Source organism: Pseudomonas lini, assembly GCF_030812475.1.
Classification (GTDB): Bacteria; Pseudomonadota; Gammaproteobacteria; order Pseudomonadales; family Pseudomonadaceae; genus Aquipseudomonas; species Aquipseudomonas lini_A.
The window spans coordinates 91652-108186 of the sequence record NZ_JAUSSR010000002.1; the positions used below are offsets into that span (position 1 = coordinate 91652).

Sequence of the window (16535 nt, forward strand, 5' to 3'; positions counted from 1 at the left end):
ATCACAATGCTGCACCTGATGCTCGAGGCGCATCCAGCACCGGATCGGCTTCATCGACATTGAATTGCGGCGCATGGCGGAAAAAATCGAAGATAAACAGCCCTGCACCCAGGCTGAACATCGACGCCGTGGCCACCAGCATCAGGAAGTGCACCTGGATTTTCAGCTGCACATCCAGGTAGCCCATGCCGAGAATACGTTCCAGGTACACCTGGGCAATGCCCGCGGTGGCAAAAGACAGGGTCATGCCGAACATGCCGCCCAACTGCAGCCAGAATGCCCAATAGCCGATACTGCTTTCCTCCACGGGACGACGGGTCATGCCCGGCAGCGCATACGTGATCATTGCCAGGACAATCATGACGTAGGCCCCATAAAAGGCGGCATGGCCATGCATGGCGGTGATCAGGGTGCCATGGGTCCATTTGTTGACATCGGGGAAGGTGTGGGCCAGGCCAAGGAGCCCGGCACCGAACATTGTGAACACGGCACTGCCCATGGTCCAGTGCAAGGCCAGTTTGTTGGGGTGGGAGAGACCGGAGCGGCGCATCGCGTTGTACGCATAGATCGCCATGCCGACCAGCGCCATGGGTTCGAGCGCACTGAAGAAGCCGCCCAGTGGCAGCCAGTAGTGGGGCACGCCGATCCAGTAATAATGGTGGGCGGTGCCGAGGATGCCGGCAATGAACACCAGGCCGACGATCACGTACAGCCACTTTTCCATGACCTCACGATCAGCGCCGGAAAGTCTGATCAGCAGATAGGCGAGAAAACCGCCCTGGATCATCTCCCAGACGCCTTCGACCCACAGGTGGATCGTCCACCAGCGGTAGTAGATCGACACCACGTAGTTTTCATAATGCAGCAACGCCGGCAGGTAGAGCACGGCGGCACTGGCCAGGCCCAGCAGCAGCACGCCTTCGGTGGCGGTGAAGCGTCCGGCTTTCCTGATGGTCATGCCGATGTTGTAGAGAAACATCAGCATGCAGATCACGATCACAATCTTGTGCGGCAACGGCTGTTCGAGCAGTTTGTTCCCGGTGCCATATCCGAACAGGTAGCCCAGGACAGCGGTGACGCCCATGGCCGTCCACAACCCGAGCTGGATGTAGGCCAGTTTGGTGCTGTGCAACTCGCCACGGGATTCGTCCGGCACCATCCAGTAGGTCGCGCCCATGAACCCGGTCAGCACCCAGACGATCAACAGATTGGTGTGAATGGCCTTGGTGACATCGAAGGGCAACAGGTCCAGCAGCGGGTCGGGCCCGAGGTATTTGGCCGCCGAGAGCAGGCCGAATACCAGTTGCAGGCCAAACAGCACCATGGCCACGGCGAAGTACCAGTAGGCGACGGATTGAGATCTGTAGCGCATGGTCATCCCCTTGGGTTACTGGAACGACGCCAGGTAGGCGACCAGTTGATCGACCTGTTCGGGCGTTAGCGATTTGGCGAAGGTGTCCGGCATGAAGGACATGCCGCTGGCGGAGTACATGTCGCCCGGATGCAGGTAGGCGCTCGGCGCGACGATCGATTCGCGGATGAAACTTTCGACGTCCTTGGCCTTGCCCTTGTAGTCAGGCGAGGCAATGACCTGCCTGGCCCGACCGGCCAACCCGGCCAGTGTCGGCCCGGCGAGATTGACCCCCGGTGCAATCGAATGGCAAGCGCTGCACACCGGTGTGGCGGTGGTTCGAAACAGTGCCTCGCCCAGTGCGATCGGGTCGTCCTTGCCGGACACCGGACGTGCGGCGGGGGGCTGGTTGCCGCCGCCGGTGACATTCTGCTGCGCCACGGTGAGGTCCATGCCGGGAATCGAGGTACCGGTCACCAGAATCGGCCGCGGTGGCCAGCCTTGATTGTCGACCTTGCTCACCCAGTCCATGAAGGCGATCAGGGCGGCGATTTCTTCATCGGAGAGGTTCAGGTTCGGCATCAATCGGCGATGGCGTTGCTCGTCATAAAACTTTGATGGGTCTTTGAGGAATGCCGTGAGATAAGGGGCGCCGCGCAGCTGAGTGATTTTTGTCAGGTCCGGGGCGTAATACGCGCCTTCACCAAACAAGGTGTGGCAATTGATGCAGTTGTATTCATGCCAGACATCCTTGCCGCGGGTGACCTGGGGCGTGATCTGCTGGGCGTTGGTCAGTGTCGGGAATTGTCGATGGCTATCGACCGTCATTCCCAGGAATACCACCGTGGCGATGGCGGTCGATATCAGCGCGAACGAGCGTGTTTGACGTTTGTTCATTGCGATCTCTCTATACGCCGATGCCGGTCCAATAGGTGATGCCGATGATTGCGGCATAAACGACCGCGCTGGCCATCAGCACGAGCACTGCATAGCTGACGAGCTTCAAGACTTTTTGCACGACTGCCTCCCAAGGTGAAAGTGCAGTGGAAAGTGGCGGTTCAGTCGCTTTGCGTACGTGAGAATGAACGCGCGCGAAAGAGCGTCAGCCCTCTGTGCCGGGGATGCCGGATGTCTGCATTCGAACAGCGACGGACAGGCTGTATAAATTGATGACCTCACCAGGCCTTGCGTTTCGAAGTGCCGTGGTTCGGTTGGGGAGGCAGGATGACTGTGAGCCTAGTCGACGTCGCGCTACTGTCAATGACCAGGCCGTGCTTCACTCACCGTCTTTCTTCGGCGGCTTGGCGCCAAACAGGCCGAACATGTTCTGGGTGTTGAGATACAGCGCCTTGGACTGATCGACATACTGACGCATCAGATCCTGCATCACCGGCGCCTGCTGGTGCATGAACGCTGTCCAGGCTTCTGACGATTGCGCGCCGGTCTGGGACTGGATGTCGATCACGGTCTGGATGCTCTTGTCCAGGTAGCTGCCGAGCACACCCTGATAAGGACCGTAGAACTGGATGATGCCCATCAGCATTTCACTGGAGAAGATCGGCTCGCCGCCGCTTTCAGCCTCAAGAATCACTTGCAGCAGGATGCTGCGAGTCAAATCCTCGCCGCTCTTGGCATCGACCACCTGGAACGGAACCTTGTCGACGACCAGCTGGCGGATGTCGGCCAGGGTCAGGTGACTGCTGGTATGGGTGTCATACAGCCGGCGATTGGGGTATTTCTTGATCAGGCGGGGGGTGGTATCGGTCATGCGGGCGTCTCGCGGCGGGCCTGTTAAGCGCGCATCTTACTCTACTATGGGCACTGCCGCGGATTGGTGTCGGGGAGGGGAACCCGGGGCCGACATCTTTGTTGCCTTCGAAGACGCCTTCGCCAGCAAGCCGGCTCCTACAGTTGACCGGGTTCTTCAGAAAGACACGGTCAACTGTAGGAGCCGGCTTGCCGGCGAAGGGGCCCTCCATAACACCGCAAATCCAGAAGAAAAAAAGGGACTGCGCCATCCAGCGAGTCCCCCTCATGCAGCCCGAATCGGCCTACCAGATCGCCAAGCTATAACTGACAATCAACCGATTCTCATCCAGGTCACTGCCAAAGTTGCTCGAGCGCACCGTCGCATTGCGCCATTTCACCCCGACGTTCTTCAGCGGCCCGCTCTGCACCACATAACCGATATCGGTATCGCGCTCCCATTCCTTGCCTTCCGGGCGGTTGTTGCCCAGGTCGATATCGGAACCGGAGAGGTAGCGGGTCATGAAGGTCAGGCCCGGAACGCCCAGCGCCGCGAAGTTGTAGTCGTAACGCGCCTGCCAGGATTGTTCGTCCTTGCTGGCGAAATCGCCGATCTGTACGAAGTTGACCAGGAACGCATCGGTACCGTTGATGTAGGCGTAACCGGTGTCGCCGCTCATGCCTTGATAGCCGAGGCCGAACGCATGCCCGCCGAGGCTGTAGGTGAACATTGCGCCAATCGCGTTGTTGTCGACGTTGCTGCCGCCATCGTCCGTGGAGCGGGCGTACCGCAGATCAGTCTTGAGCGACTGGCCGGTGGCGACCGGCAACACGTAGGTCAGATTCACCAGATGCTGGCTGTAGAGATTATCCAGATGACCGTAGCTGTAGCCGGTGGCCAGGTTGCCGGTCCATTTGTAGTTGACGCTGGCGAAATCGAAGCTGTCGCTGGTCGCATGCCGGGTAACGATGCCCTTGGCGCCGGTGCGGGTAATGCCCATGTCCTCGTAGTCCGAGGAGTCACGCTGGTTGACCTGGGTCAGGCGCCCGGCGTCCAGGGTCAGGCCTTCGAATTCCAGCGAGGTCAACTGACCGCCTTCGAAGGTTTGCGGCAACAGTCGCGAATCGTTGGCCAGCACCGTGGGTAGCTTGGGCAGCAGGGTGCCGAGTTTCAGCGTGCTTTTGGAGGCGCGCAGTTTGGCGGTCAGGCCCAATTCGCCGTACTCGTCCTGTGCGCCCTGGCTGGTGTCGCCATGGCGCTTGAGCAGGCCGGAGCCGGCGCGGTCGGGGCTGGAATCGAGTTTGACGCCGACCAGGCCGATGCCATCGAAGCCGACGCCTATCAAGCCTTCGGTGTAGCCCGATTCGAAGCGCAGCAGAAAGCCCTGGGCCCATTCCTCCTGTTTGGATTGCGCAGCGTTGTCTTGGCGAAAATCACGGTTGAAGTAGAAATTGCGCAGCTCCAGGCTGGCCTTGCTGTCCTTGACAAAGTCAGCAGCGGCGGGGGCCGAGAGGCTGATGACGCCACCGGCCAGCAACAGTCGGGTCATGAGGTTGCGGGTGTTACGGTCCATGGTGAAGCCCCTTTGTTTTTATTATGCAAAGACAGGTCCCGCGACCCTCGCCGGACGGGCGAGGGCTTATAGATAAAAACGCAGGCGCCGAAAAGAGAGGAGCGTGGCGCCGCGTGGGTTCAACCGTTAAAACTGTTCGGCAGACAGGCCATAGAGGGAGGCACTGCCGGCGCGGATGGATTGCTCCAGGCTCAAGATGCGCGGCAGCAGGCGATGGATATAGAAATCGGCGGTGGCGATTTTCGCGCCGTAAAACGTCTCGTCTTCGCCGCGTTTGTGCCCGGCGACCTGGGCCATGCGCGCCCACAGCCAGGCGTAGGCGACGTAGCCGAACAGGTGCAGGTATTCCACCGAGGCGGCGCCAATTTCGTTGCGGTTGGTCGCGGCCTGGTCCTGTAGCCAGTCGCTCAGGTCTTCCAGGCGCTGCACGGCGTCGAGCAATTGAGCGCTATAGGGCGCGTCGGGCTGCCGGGCGAAATGGCGGATCTCGCCGGTGAACTGGCGCAGGGCGAAACCGTTGTCGGACAGCACTTTGCGACCCAACAGGTCCAGCGCCTGAATGCCGTTGGTGCCTTCATAGATTTGCGCGATGCGCACATCGCGGACCAACTGTTCCTGGCCCCATTCGCGGATATAGCCATGGCCGCCGAATACCTGTTGGCCGTTGATGCAGCTTTCCAGGCCGGTGTCGGTGAAAAACGCCTTGGCCACCGGCGTCAACAGCGCGACCAGGGTTTGCGCGGTGTCGCGTTCCTGGGCGTCATAGGAAAATTTCGCCAGGTCCAGCTGCTGCCCCACATAGCTGGCAAACGCACGGCCGCCTTCGGTCATGGCTTTCATGCTGAGCAGCATGCGCCGGACATCGGGGTGGACGATGATCGGGTCGGCCACTTTGTCCGGGGCGATGGCACCGGTCGGTGCACGGCTCTGCACCCGTTCACGGGCATAAGCCACGGCGCTCTGGTAGGACGCTTCGGCGCAACCGATGCCCTGGATGCCGATCGACAGGCGTTCATAGTTCATCATGGTGAACATCGCCGCCAGACCTTTGTTGGCCTCGCCGACCAGCCAGCCGCTGGCGCCGTCGAAGTTCATCACGCAGGTGGCCGAGGCCTTGATGCCCATCTTGTGTTCGATCGAACCGCAACTCACGGCGTTGGGGTTGCCGAGGGAACCATCGGGATTGACCAGCACCTTGGGCACCACGAACAGCGAAATGCCTTTCGGGCCAGCCGGCGCGTCCGGCAACTTGGCCAGCACCAGGTGCACGATGTTTTCAGTCAGGTCCTGATCGCCGCCGGTAATGAAGATCTTGCTGCCGGTGATGCTGAAGCTGCCATCGGCCCGGGGCTCGGCCCGGGTGCGAATCAGCCCCAGGTCGGTACCGGCATGGGCTTCGGTCAGGCACATGGAGCCGGCCCAACGGCCTTCATACATCGGCGGCAGGTACAGGCTTTTCAGGGTCTCGCTGGCATGGGCGTCCAGGGCCAGGCAGGCGCCGGAACTCAAGGCCGAATACAGGGCAAAGCTGGAGTTGGCGCCGTAGAGCATTTCCTCGAACTGCACCGCGAGCATCTTCGGCATGCCCATGCCGCCGAAACCGGCGTTGCCGGACAGGCCGACCCAGCCGCCTTCGATGTAGGTGGCGTACGCCTGTTTGAAACCGATCGGGGTGCTGACCTGGCCGTCTTGCCACTGGGCGCCTTCCTCGTCGCCACTGCGGTTCAAGGGGGCAATCAGGTGCGAGGTGACTTTGGCCGCCTCCTCGAGAATCGCGTCGGCGGTGGCGGCGTCGACACTGTCGGCCAGGGCCGGCAGGCGCGCCCAGAGGGCCGGGGCGTCGAACACTTCATGCAGCACAAAGCGCATGTCGCGCAACGGGGCGTTGAATTCGGGCATAACGTGAACCTCAATGGGACGATAGGGCACGGCGCCGATGTGGCAGGCCGTGCCTTGTCTGTCAGTGGCTGGAAGCGCTGGCGGCACCGAGGCCGGTCTGGGCGCGAACGAACTGGTCGGCGTAGGCGTCACGCTCCTTGTCGGCGCGCACGCTGCGGTCAAGCCGGGAGACGACCACGATCACCAGGAACGCCAGCGGCATGGAGAACAGTGCCGGGTGGTCGTAAGGGAAGATCGCGTGGGCATTGCCGAGCACGGTGACCCAGACGGCTGGCGACAGAATCACCAGCACCAGCGCGCAGATCAGGCCGGAGAAACCGCCGATGATCGCGCCCTTGGTGGTCAGGCCTTTCCAGTACATGGCCATGATCAGCACCGGGAAGTTGGTCGAGGCGGCGATGCCGAAGGTCAGACCCACCAGGAACGCGACGTTCATCTTCTCGAACAGGATGCCCAACAGGATCGCGATGATGCCCAGGCCGACAGTGGCCATGCGGGTCACGCGCATTTCCTGCTTCTCGCTGGCCTTGCCTTTCTTGAACACGGTGGCGTAGAGATCGTGGGAAATCGCCGAAGCACCGGCCAGGGCCAGCCCGGAGACCACCGCGAGGATGGTGGCGAAGGCCACGGCCGCAAGGAAACCGAAAAACAGGTTGCCGCCCACCGCTTTGGCCAGGTGCATGGCGACCATGTTGCCGCCGCCTATCAGGGCACCGCCGACTTCACCATTGACGTAGTACTGCGGGTCGGTACCGATGATTACCATCGCGGCAAAACCCAGGGTGCACACCACCAGGAAGAAGAAACCGATGAAGCCGGTGGCGTAGAACACCGACTTGCGGGCTTCCTTGGCATTGGGCACGGTGAAGAAGCGCATCAGGATATGCGGCAGGCCGGCAATGCCGAACACCAGGCCCAGGGACATCGACGCGGTGTTGATCGGGTCGGCGAGCATCGAGCCTGGGCCCATGATGTTCCAGCCGCTGGCGTGAGCTTCGACCGCCTTGGTGGCCAGGGCTTCGTAGCTGAAACCGAACTGCGACATGGCCATGACGGCCAGGGTCGTGCCGCCGGCGAGCAACAACACCGCCTTGATGATCTGTACCCAGGTGGTGGCGATCATGCCGCCGAAAATCACATACACCAGCATCAACGCGCCGACGATGACGACGGCTACCGGGTAGTCGAGACCAAACAGCAACTTGATCAACTGGCCGGCACCGACCATCTGCACGATCAGGTAGCAGCACACCACCGTCAACGAACCGAAGGCAGCGAAGATCCGCACTTTGTTCTGGTCCAGTCGATAGGACACGATGTCGGCGAAGGTATAGCGCCCCAGGTTGCGCAGGCGCTCGGCCATCAGGAAGGTGATGATCGGCCAGCCGACGAAAAAACCGATGGTATAGATGAAGCCATCGTAGCCCTTGGCGAACACCAGGCTGGACAACCCCAGCAAGGTGGCCGCGGACATGTAGTCACCGGCAATCGCCAGACCGTTCTGGAACCCGGTGATGCCACCGCCAGCGGTGTAGAAGTCAGAAGTGGATTTGGTCTGGCGCGCCGCCCACCAGGTAATGGCCAGCGTGCCAAGGACGAACACGAAGAACATGCCGATCGCATGCAGGTTCAGCGGTTGTTTTTCCACGACACCCAGGGCTGGTGCCGCGAGTGCCACGGAGGCCGGCAACAGGCACGCCGCGGCGAGCATGAGTTTACGTAGCTGAGTCATCACTTGCTCTCCTCGAGAATGGCCGCGCCCAGTGCATCGAAGCGGGTGTTGGCGCTGTAGACGTACCAGCCGGTCAGCAGCCAGGAAAAAATGATGATCGCAGCGCCGACGGGCATGCCCAGGGTCAACATCCGGTGCTCGGCGATCGGTGCATGCAGCCATTGCGGAGCGAACGCGACCACCAGCATGAAGGCGTAGTACGTCACGAGCACCGCGGCACTGAGCGACCAGGCCAGGCGCGAACGGCTGCTCACTAATTGAAGGAACTTCGGGTTGGCCCGGATACGTTCACAGCGTTGGGTATCGGTTGAATGGATGTCGATCATGGGTGGCTCCACCTTGTTTTTGTTATCGGTGCATGTGGGGTGGGCTAGGCAGGGCCGAATTCGGCCTGCACGAGCCCGAAGCGGCAGGTAAAGGCACCTGCCGCCTGGTGGTTACAACGTCGATTCGGTTAGAGCGCTTTAGCCCTGTCGCGCAGGACGTACTTCTGGATTTTGCCGGTGGACGTCTTCGGCAACAGGGTGAAGATCACCGTGCGCGGGACCTTGAAACCGGCCAGGTGTTCGCGGCAGAAACTGATGATGTCGGCCTCGCGCACGTCCTGGTGATCGGCCTTCAAGGTGATGAAGGCGCAGGGGGTTTCTCCCCATTTTTCATCGGGACGGGCCACGACCGCCGCTTCCATCACGCCCGGGTGGCGATAGAGCACGCCCTCGAGTTCGATGGTGGAAATGTTCTCGCCGCCGGAAATGATGATGTCCTTGAGCCGGTCCTTGATCTCGACATAACCGTCGGGGTGACAGACCGCCAGGTCGCCGGTGTGGAACCAGCCGCCTTCAAACGCTTCGGCGGTGGCGGTCGGGTTTTTCAGGTAGCCCTTCATCACGGTATTGCCGCGCATGAAGATTTCGCCGATGGTCTGACCGTCCCGCGGGGTCGGCTCCAGGGTCTTGGAGTCCGCGACCATCACACCTTCGAGCGTTGGATAACGCACGCCCTGACGGGATTTGACCTGCGCCCGTTCCTCCAGCGGCAGTTCGTCCCATTCGGCGTGCCAGGCACAGAGGGTCACCGGGCCATAGGTTTCGGTCAGGCCATAGACGTGGGTGACCTTGATGCCCATTTGCTCCACGGCGCCGATCACCTTGGCCGGCGGTGCGGCGCCGGCGACCATGGCATTGACCGGGTGATCGATGGCGGCCTTCGCCGATTCCGGCATGTTGACCAGGGCATTGAGCACGATCGGCGCGGCACAGAGGTGAGTGACCTGATGCTCACGGATCAGCGTGAGGATTTTCTGTGGATCGACCCGGCGCAGAAACACATGCACGCCGGCCAGTGCGGTGATGGTCCACGGGTAGCACCAACCGTTGCAGTGAAACATCGGCAGGGTCCAGAGGTACACCGGATGGTTGCCCATGGCCCAGGTCATCTGGTTGCCCAGAGCGTTGAGGTACGCACCGCGATGGTGATAAACCACGCCTTTGGGGTTACCGGTGGTGCCTGAGGTGTAGTTCAGCGCGATGGCTTGCCATTCGTTCACCGGCCAGTGCCAGTCGAAGGCCGGGTCGCCCTCGGCCAGTAGCGCTTCATAGTCAAGGTCGCTGGCGGCCTCGCCTTCACCGTACTCGGGATCATTGACGTCGATGACCAGCGGCGGGTGATCCAGCATGCCGATCGCCGCGTGGATCACGCTATGAAACTCGCGGTCGGTGATCAGCACCTTCGCCTCGCCATGCTGCAGCATGAAGGCAATGGCTTCGGCATCCAGGCGCACGTTGAGCGGGTTGAGCACCGCGCCGATCATCGGCACGCCGAAGTGCACTTCCAGCATTTCGGGAATGTTCGGCAGCATCACTGCCACCGTGTCGTTCTTGCCGATGCCGCGCCCGGCCAGTGCCGAAGCCAGGCGCCGGCAGCGGGTGTAGGTCTGGGCCCAGGTGCGACGGATCGAACCGTGGATCACGGCAGGGTAGTTGGGGTAAACGCTGGCAGTGCGCTCGATGAAGCTGAGCGGAGACAGGGCAATGTGGTTGACAGCCGCAGGGCCTAGCCCTTGTTCATAGATCGACATGCGCGGGTACTCGGTGGCTGATTGTTAGCTCTATGGTGGCGCTGCAGCGTTCCCGCTGAGGCCACCTTTTATGTCCGGTGTGCTTTATATAACATTCAGCCATCGATATGGAAGTACAACCTATAGCGTATAGTACTTATACTATAGATGATTCATGTGGCTCTAAATGAATGCGACCTAACCCCACATGGCCGGTATATCCTTGTGCCACTGTAGGAGCGAGCTTGCTCGCGATGGTCGTTAACGATAACGCGTGTTTACTGACTGAACGCGTCGCTCGTGAGCCCATCGCGAGCAAGCTCGCTCCTACAGTGGACCGCTTTCTTAACTGAACGGCATTACGTATATCCTTGGTTTCCCCAACGAAGCGGACCTGTGATGACCCTGACCCCCGTTCGATTGCACAGTTGGTTGCGCCTGCAGCGCGAAGGTGTGTCCCTGGCCGCCCGCGCCGATGCCTTGTGCCGTGCGTTGCAGGATTGCCCCGAGGTGCGCCGGGCGGTCTACCTGAGCTGGCAGGCAAAATCGCGAATCTACAGTCACGAAGGTGCCGCCCAGCATTTCCCACCGGGCCTGGGTGACCCTTCGCAAGCCAGCGATCAACGGCTGTTCGAGCGCCTGGTCGAGGCGGGGCGGCTGGACCTGGCGCAAGTGCGGCAACTCGATTGCTGGCTGGCCGGCCGCCTGCGCCGGGCCGCCATCAGCCACGGCCAGGTATTTGATCTGGCCCTGCAGGCGGACCAGCCGGGGTTGTTGTTGGTGGAAGTGTGCGAGGGCGTAAGCCTTGATTGGCTCGGTTGGGTGCAGGATTTGCTGACGACCCTGCTCAGCAGCGTCAACGGCATGCTGCGCGGCTCGCCGCTGTTGGGCCACGACCCGCAGCCGAGTCTGTTACTCGATGCCCGGGGCCGGCCGCTGGAGTTCAATGCGGCGCTGCTGGCGTTGCTCGCGGAAAAGCCGCTGACCGAGTTGCCGGGTTTTCTGCCGGTAAATCATCGGGTGCTGGTGCGCGCCTGTCTCGACCAGCAACGCGCCATCGAAGGGGTCGAAGCCCGGTACGAAGCGCAGATCCTGATCTGGACCTTCATCCCCGATCCCCAGGACAACCGCGTACTCGCCCGTTGCCGCGACGCCACCGCGCAAGTGCTGGCCGAGCGCGAAGCGACCAAGGCGCGCCGGCTGTACCGGCTGATCATCGAGAACACCACCGACCTGATTTCCCGCCACACCCCGGACGGACGCTTTCTCGATGCATCGCCGGCATCCTGGACCTTGCTCGGCTACTGGCCGGAAGAGTTGCGCGGGCAAATGGCCCAGGGCCTGTTCCATGGCCAGGACCTGGCCAGCCTGATGCAGCGTGCGCGCGATGCCCTGGAGCAGGACGGTTACCACACCATGACCTATCGCATTCGCCATCGGGACGGGCACTACCTGTGGTTCGAAACCGCCAGCCGGGCGATCCGGGAAACCTACACCGGTGCGGTGGTGGAAGTGGTCAGCGTGTCCCGAGACATCACCGCCCGGGTGCAGGCCGAGGAGAACAAACGACGCCTGGCCGAAGTGGTCGAGGTCAACACCGATCCGGTGCTGTTCATCGACCCCGAGGGGCAAGTCACTTATCTCAACCCGGCGGCCCGGCGCATCCTCGCGGTCGACGAGCATCAGCCGATGCCGACCCTGGCGCAGTTGTTCGCCAGCAGCGACCTGGTCCGTCTGCAACGCGACGGCTGGAGCGGCGCCGAGCGCAACGGCGTGTGGAGCACCGATGCCCGCCTGCAACCTCCGGGCGGCGGCACGTCGGTGCCGGTCTCGCTGGTGCTGCTGGCGCACCGTTCCGCCGGTGGCGAGCGCTATTACTCATTGGTCGCGCGGGATATGACCGAGCGCGAACTGCGCGAAGTGCAACAGCGCCGCCATCAGGACGAACTGGCCCACACCGCGCGGCTGGTGACCCTGGGGGAACTGGCCTCGGGCATCGCCCACGAAATCAATCAGCCGCTGGCGGCCGTGGTCAATTACGCCAACGCCAGCCAGCGTTATCTGCAGACGCTGGACTCCAACCCCCAGGCCGCCGCCAGAGTCGCGCAAGGCCTGGAACGCATCACCTACCACGCGACCCATGCTTCGGAGGTCATCCGGCGTTTGCGCGCGTTTCTACGCAAGGGCCAGCGGCGCATGCAGGCCCTGAACTTCACCGATGTCGCCCGCGAAGCCGTGCGCTTGTGCGCCTGGGAAGCGAACAATTGCCAAGTGACAATCGAGGATCGACTGCCGGATAATCTGCCGCCGGTTTACGCCGACCGGGTACTGCTGGAGCAGGTCTTGCTCAATCTGCTGCGCAATGCCATCGATGCCAACCGCGAACAGCATCCGGGGCAGCCTTCGCTGATCGTGATGGCGGCCGGGCAGGGCGGTGGCGCGACAGTGGAAATCAGCGTGCAGGACCAGGGACCCGGCGTCAGCGAGCCGGAACTCGAACAGATATTCACCCCGTTCTATACCAGCAAGCCCGATGGCCTGGGCCTTGGGTTGTCCATGAGCCGCAGCATCATCGAAGGTTTCGGTGGCGGGTTGCAGGCCCGCCGTCAGCCGGTCGGGTTGCTGATGTGTTGCCGCTTGCCGCTGGCCGGTCCGACAAAACAACAACAGGAATAATGCAATGGCAGGTGCGACGGAGCACGTGGTGTATGTGGTCGACGACGATCAAGGCATGCTCGATTCAACGGTCTGGCTCCTGGAGTCGGTGGGGCTCAAGGCCTTGCCCTTTACCAGTGGCGCGGAGTTTCTCAGTGCCTGTGATGCCAGTCTCGATGCCTGCGTACTGCTCGATGTGCGCATGCCCGGCATGGGCGGCTTGAACGTGCAGGAAGAAATGCGCGCACGGGAGCTGAACCTGCCGATCATTTTCGTCAGCGGTCACGCCGATGTGCCGATCGTGGTTCGAGCGTTCAAAGCCGGCGCCCATGACTTCATCGAGAAACCCTACAACGAGCAATTGCTGCTGGACAGCGTGCACCAGGCCCTGAACAACTGCGCGGCCAACCGCTCGGGCAGTCAGGGCCACGACGCCTTGCAGGCGCGCCTGCTCACCCTCACGCCACGGGAGCGCGACGTCTTGCTGCCGCTGGTGCAGGGCTATACCACCAGGGAAATCGCCGAGCAACTGGGGGTGAGCGCCAAAACCGTCGACCTGTATCGCTCGCGGGTGATGAAACGCATGCAGGCCAGCACCTTGCCGGACCTGGTGGGCATGGCGATCGCCGCGCAGCTGGTCGATCCATTGAATCTGCGTTGAGACCTCGCATTTTCCAGCGAGGGTCTATGCTGGGCTAACCGATCCCCTACCTTGCAGTGATCTGCAAAGAGGAATCCATGGAGCCCACGTCGATCTCCGAAAAGACGTTCACCCGCAGTATGCTCGATGTGCTGATTCGATTCGGGCTGATTCTGGTCCTGGTGCTGTTCTGCTTCGAGATATTCAGCCCGTTCCGCGACCTCATCCTGTGGTCGGTGATCCTCGCAATCACCCTTTACCCGCTGCAAGTGCGGCTTAGGGAACCACTCGGTGACAAGGATGGGCTGATTGCCACCCTGATCGTGCTGGTTGCCATCTTGATCCTCGTGGTGCCGATCTACCTGCTGGGAATCTCGATCGCGGATTCGGTCGAACATGCCATGGCGATCGTCAAGGGTGGCGATTTCCATATTCCGCCACCCGCCGAATCAGTTGCCGGTTGGCCGTTGATCGGCGAGCCGCTGTCGGCCCTTTGGCGACAGGCTTCCACCGACCTTCCCGACCTGGCCGCGAAGTACCTGCCGCAGATCAAACACGCCAGCCTGAGCCTGTTGAGCAAGCTGGCTGGCGTCGGCATGGGTTTGCTGATGTTCATTTTCGCCTTGATCATCGCCGGGATCATCATGGCCTATGGCGAAAGCGGGCACCGCAGTTCGGTGCAGATTGCATCGCGCCTCAGCGGCCCGGAAAAGGGCCGGCAAATTGCCGCGCTGTGCACTGCCACGATCCGTGCGGTGGCGCTGGGGGTGGTCGGCATTGCCTTCATCCAGATGCTGCTGGTGGGCCTCGGATTTGTCTTCAAGGGTGTCCCGGGAGCCGGGCTGCTGGCGCTGGCCGTGCTGTTGCTGGGTATCATGCAACTGCCGGCGACCCTGATTACGCTGCCGGTGATTGCCTTTGTGTTCGCCACCGAAGGCGCCAGCACGGCGACGATCATCTTCGCCATCTATGTCTTCGTCGCAGGCCTTGTCGATAACGTGCTCAAGCCATTGCTGCTGGGCCGCGGCGTAGATGTGCCAATGCCGGTGATATTGATCGGCGCGCTGGGCGGCATGGTCACCAGCGGCATCATCGGGCTGTTCATCGGTCCGGTGGTGCTGGCGGTCGGGTATCAATTATTCTGGCAATGGGTGCAGGACAAGCCACAGGCGTGAGGAGAGCAGTCACCATGAGCGGGCCGCATCAGGATCTGCTGGAGGAGGTACTGCGCGCCCATGGTGGCCTCGAACGCTGGAAGGGTTTCAGACGCTTTACAGGTGTTGCTTGAGGTAATGGGCAAATTCCCGTGCCAGTTGCGAGGGCTCTTCCTGGGTGGGCAGCAATAGTGCGATCTGGTAGTGGATCGCCGGTGAGAACGGCTTCAGGACCAGATCCCTGGTGAAAGGCAGGCTGACCACCGGATCGACGATCCCGACCCCCATGCCCGAGCGGACCAGCTCGCAGGCCGTCGAAAAGAACTCGGTCTCGGCCACCACGTTCCAGGCTGAACCGTATGCCGAAAAGGCCAGTGCCAGTTGCTGGTAGATGGGGTCACCCTTGAACAGCGAAACGAAGGGCACGCCGTCCAGATCCGCCGGGGTAATCACCTCCCGTTCGGCGAGGGGATGCCCGATCGGCACCATGCACTGGCATTCATAGGAAATCACCTGCATGTTCGAAGTCGGGTAGTCCAGGGGCAGCTCGGCAATGGCCAGGTCGAATTGCTGGGTCGTCATCAGCTCACGCACCGACTGCGAGTTGCGGGTGATGATCTTCAGCTCGAGCCCCGAACGCTCTTTGGCAAACTCGGCCATCAAGCGCGGCAGCAGATTGATCGAGATGCTGGCGTAGGCGGCGATCGCCAGATGGCCACGCTTGCCGGTTCGAATTTCCTTGGCGATGCGATTGGTTTTCTCCACCGCTTCCAGCGCCCGTACCGCCTCGACGAAAAACAGCCGCGCTTCGGGGGTGGGCTGCAGGCGACCGCCCTTGCGCACGAACAGCTTCAGGCCCGTTTCATGCTCCAGGTTGGCAATGGTGCTGCTGATGGCCGGCTGGGAAATGCTCAACAGCTCCGCTGCACGGGTCATGGTGCCGTGGATCATCAAGGTTCTGAAGCATTCGAGCTGGCGGATGCGCATGGACCACCCTATAGATTTAGCTTATACCGAAGCCACTTTATATTATTGGTTTGCGCTTTTCCCATATGTTTTCCTTGGTTACAGGCACTCAGCCCCTGACTGATAGGAGAACGAGGCATGAATACAATGACGTCGATCCAGCCCGGTGAACGGATCCGCTTGCCGGCCCGGCGCGGTGTCGCGATCAGACTTGAACGGGGGCAAATCCTCACCCTGATCAATACCCACGGGCAGCAGGTCGTGGACACCTGGGCCTTCAACCCGGATGACCTGCGCGAAGCCATGTCGATGGAACACAGCCGGCCTTTCTGGTTGAAGCTCAACCCGCGCCAGGGTGACAGCCTCGTCACCAACCAACGGCGCAAAATCCTCACCCTTACCGAGGACACCACACCCGGCGTACACGACACGCTCGTTGCTGCTTGCGATCCAACCCGCTACCGGCAATTGGGGGTGGTGGGCCATCATGACAGCTGCAACGAAAACCTGTTCCTGGCCCTGGATGCGCTGGGGCTGGCGGTTACTGAAACGCCAAGTCCCTTGAACCTGTTCATGAACGTTCCGGTTTATCAGGACGGACGCATAGAGTTCGCGGCGCCGGTCAGTGAAGCCGGGCAGTACGTTCGCCTGAAAGCAGAGATGGACGTCATCGTGGTGCTCAGCGCCTGTCCCCAGGACATCACGGCCGTCAATGGCATGTCGCCGCAGGATGTTCACTACAGCATCAGCTGATGTCGATTA

At 61.5% G+C, this 16535-nt stretch carries 13 protein-coding genes; 4 read left to right on the forward strand and 9 right to left on the reverse strand.

Translation table 11 applies throughout. The annotated features are described in order from the left end of the window. Position 1 precedes the first annotated feature (1 nt). The 8 genes from J2W17_RS04280 to J2W17_RS04315 form a co-directional block, all read right to left on the reverse strand. Positions 2-1372: a cbb3-type cytochrome c oxidase subunit I gene (locus J2W17_RS04280; protein WP_307329762.1), complete on the reverse strand. Its 1371-nt coding sequence runs from the start codon at positions 1370-1372 to the stop codon at positions 2-4. 15 nt (positions 1373-1387) lie between these two features. Further along, the gene (locus tag J2W17_RS04285; RefSeq protein WP_307329764.1) at positions 1388-2248 is read right to left on the reverse strand and encodes a c-type cytochrome; all 861 of its coding nucleotides are present in this window, start codon (positions 2246-2248) and stop codon (positions 1388-1390) included. Between the two features lie 379 nt (positions 2249-2627). Further along, positions 2628-3119, reverse strand: a complete 492-nt coding sequence (phaR, locus tag J2W17_RS04290) for a polyhydroxyalkanoate synthesis repressor PhaR (protein ID WP_307329767.1) — start codon at positions 3117-3119, stop codon at positions 2628-2630. Positions 3120-3402: 283 nt separating this feature from the next. After that, a complete protein-coding gene (locus J2W17_RS04295; RefSeq protein ID WP_307329771.1) occupies positions 3403-4671 on the reverse strand; it encodes an OprD family porin in 1269 nt (422 codons plus the stop codon). Between the two features lie 126 nt (positions 4672-4797). Further along, a complete protein-coding gene (locus J2W17_RS04300) occupies positions 4798-6570 on the reverse strand; it encodes an acyl-CoA dehydrogenase C-terminal domain-containing protein (protein ID WP_307329775.1) in 1773 nt (590 codons plus the stop codon). 61 nt (positions 6571-6631) lie between these two features. Next, positions 6632-8281 (reverse strand): cation acetate symporter, encoded by a 1650-nt coding sequence (locus J2W17_RS04305; RefSeq protein ID WP_373459962.1) that lies wholly within the window; start codon positions 8279-8281, stop codon positions 6632-6634. 20 nt (positions 8282-8301) lie between these two features. Next, positions 8302-8628, reverse strand: a complete 327-nt coding sequence (locus J2W17_RS04310) for a DUF485 domain-containing protein (RefSeq protein ID WP_064677698.1) — start codon at positions 8626-8628, stop codon at positions 8302-8304. 128 nt (positions 8629-8756) lie between these two features. After that, positions 8757-10379 (reverse strand): acyl-CoA synthetase, encoded by a 1623-nt coding sequence (locus tag J2W17_RS04315; protein ID WP_307329782.1) that lies wholly within the window; start codon positions 10377-10379, stop codon positions 8757-8759. 378 nt (positions 10380-10757) lie between these two features. On the opposite strand from J2W17_RS04315, the gene J2W17_RS04320 reads away from it, so the two are divergent. The 3 genes from J2W17_RS04320 (at position 10758) to J2W17_RS04330 (ending at position 14828) form a co-directional block, all read left to right on the forward strand. After that, positions 10758-13034 carry a PAS domain-containing sensor histidine kinase gene (locus tag J2W17_RS04320; RefSeq protein ID WP_307329785.1) on the forward strand — a complete coding sequence of 759 codons (2277 nt, stop codon included), beginning with the start codon at positions 10758-10760 and terminating at the stop codon, positions 13032-13034. Between the two features lie 4 nt (positions 13035-13038). Next, positions 13039-13674, forward strand: a complete 636-nt coding sequence (locus J2W17_RS04325) for a response regulator transcription factor (RefSeq protein WP_307329787.1) — start codon at positions 13039-13041, stop codon at positions 13672-13674. Between the two features lie 77 nt (positions 13675-13751). Next, on the forward strand, positions 13752-14828 hold the full coding sequence (locus J2W17_RS04330; RefSeq protein ID WP_307329789.1) for an AI-2E family transporter: 1077 nt from the start codon (positions 13752-13754) through the stop codon (positions 14826-14828). 96 nt (positions 14829-14924) lie between these two features. Here J2W17_RS04330 and J2W17_RS04335 read toward each other — a convergent pair whose 3' ends face one another. Next, positions 14925-15794, reverse strand: coding sequence for a LysR substrate-binding domain-containing protein (locus tag J2W17_RS04335; protein ID WP_307329792.1), 870 nt, complete (start codon positions 15792-15794; stop codon positions 14925-14927). Positions 15795-15911: 117 nt separating this feature from the next. On the opposite strand from J2W17_RS04335, the gene J2W17_RS04340 reads away from it, so the two are divergent. Beyond that, positions 15912-16526: an urea carboxylase-associated family protein gene (locus J2W17_RS04340; RefSeq protein ID WP_307329795.1), complete on the forward strand. Its 615-nt coding sequence runs from the start codon at positions 15912-15914 to the stop codon at positions 16524-16526. Positions 16527-16535 lie beyond the last annotated feature (9 nt).

Excerpts from the sequence above, each read along its gene's own strand:
- J2W17_RS04330 (WP_307329789.1), top strand. The coding sequence starts at position 13,752 with ATGGAGCCCACGTCGATCTCCGAAAAGACGTTCACCCGCAGTATGCTC.
- J2W17_RS04320 (WP_307329785.1), top strand. The coding sequence starts at position 10,758 with ATGACCCTGACCCCCGTTCGATTGCACAGTTGGTTGCGCCTGCAGCGC.
- J2W17_RS04340 (WP_307329795.1), top strand. The coding sequence starts at position 15,912 with ATGAATACAATGACGTCGATCCAGCCCGGTGAACGGATCCGCTTGCCG.
- phaR (WP_307329767.1), bottom strand. The coding sequence starts at position 3,119 with ATGACCGATACCACCCCCCGCCTGATCAAGAAATACCCCAATCGCCGG.
- J2W17_RS04285 (WP_307329764.1), bottom strand. The coding sequence starts at position 2,248 with ATGAACAAACGTCAAACACGCTCGTTCGCGCTGATATCGACCGCCATC.
- J2W17_RS04325 (WP_307329787.1), top strand. The coding sequence starts at position 13,039 with ATGGCAGGTGCGACGGAGCACGTGGTGTATGTGGTCGACGACGATCAA.
- J2W17_RS04310 (WP_064677698.1), bottom strand. The coding sequence starts at position 8,628 with ATGATCGACATCCATTCAACCGATACCCAACGCTGTGAACGTATCCGG.
- J2W17_RS04300 (WP_307329775.1), bottom strand. The coding sequence starts at position 6,570 with ATGCCCGAATTCAACGCCCCGTTGCGCGACATGCGCTTTGTGCTGCAT.
- J2W17_RS04315 (WP_307329782.1), bottom strand. The coding sequence starts at position 10,379 with ATGTCGATCTATGAACAAGGGCTAGGCCCTGCGGCTGTCAACCACATT.
- J2W17_RS04335 (WP_307329792.1), bottom strand. The coding sequence starts at position 15,794 with ATGCGCATCCGCCAGCTCGAATGCTTCAGAACCTTGATGATCCACGGC.
- J2W17_RS04305 (WP_373459962.1), bottom strand. The coding sequence starts at position 8,281 with ATGCTCGCCGCGGCGTGCCTGTTGCCGGCCTCCGTGGCACTCGCGGCA.
- J2W17_RS04280 (WP_307329762.1), bottom strand. The coding sequence starts at position 1,372 with ATGCGCTACAGATCTCAATCCGTCGCCTACTGGTACTTCGCCGTGGCC.
- J2W17_RS04295 (WP_307329771.1), bottom strand. The coding sequence starts at position 4,671 with ATGGACCGTAACACCCGCAACCTCATGACCCGACTGTTGCTGGCCGGT.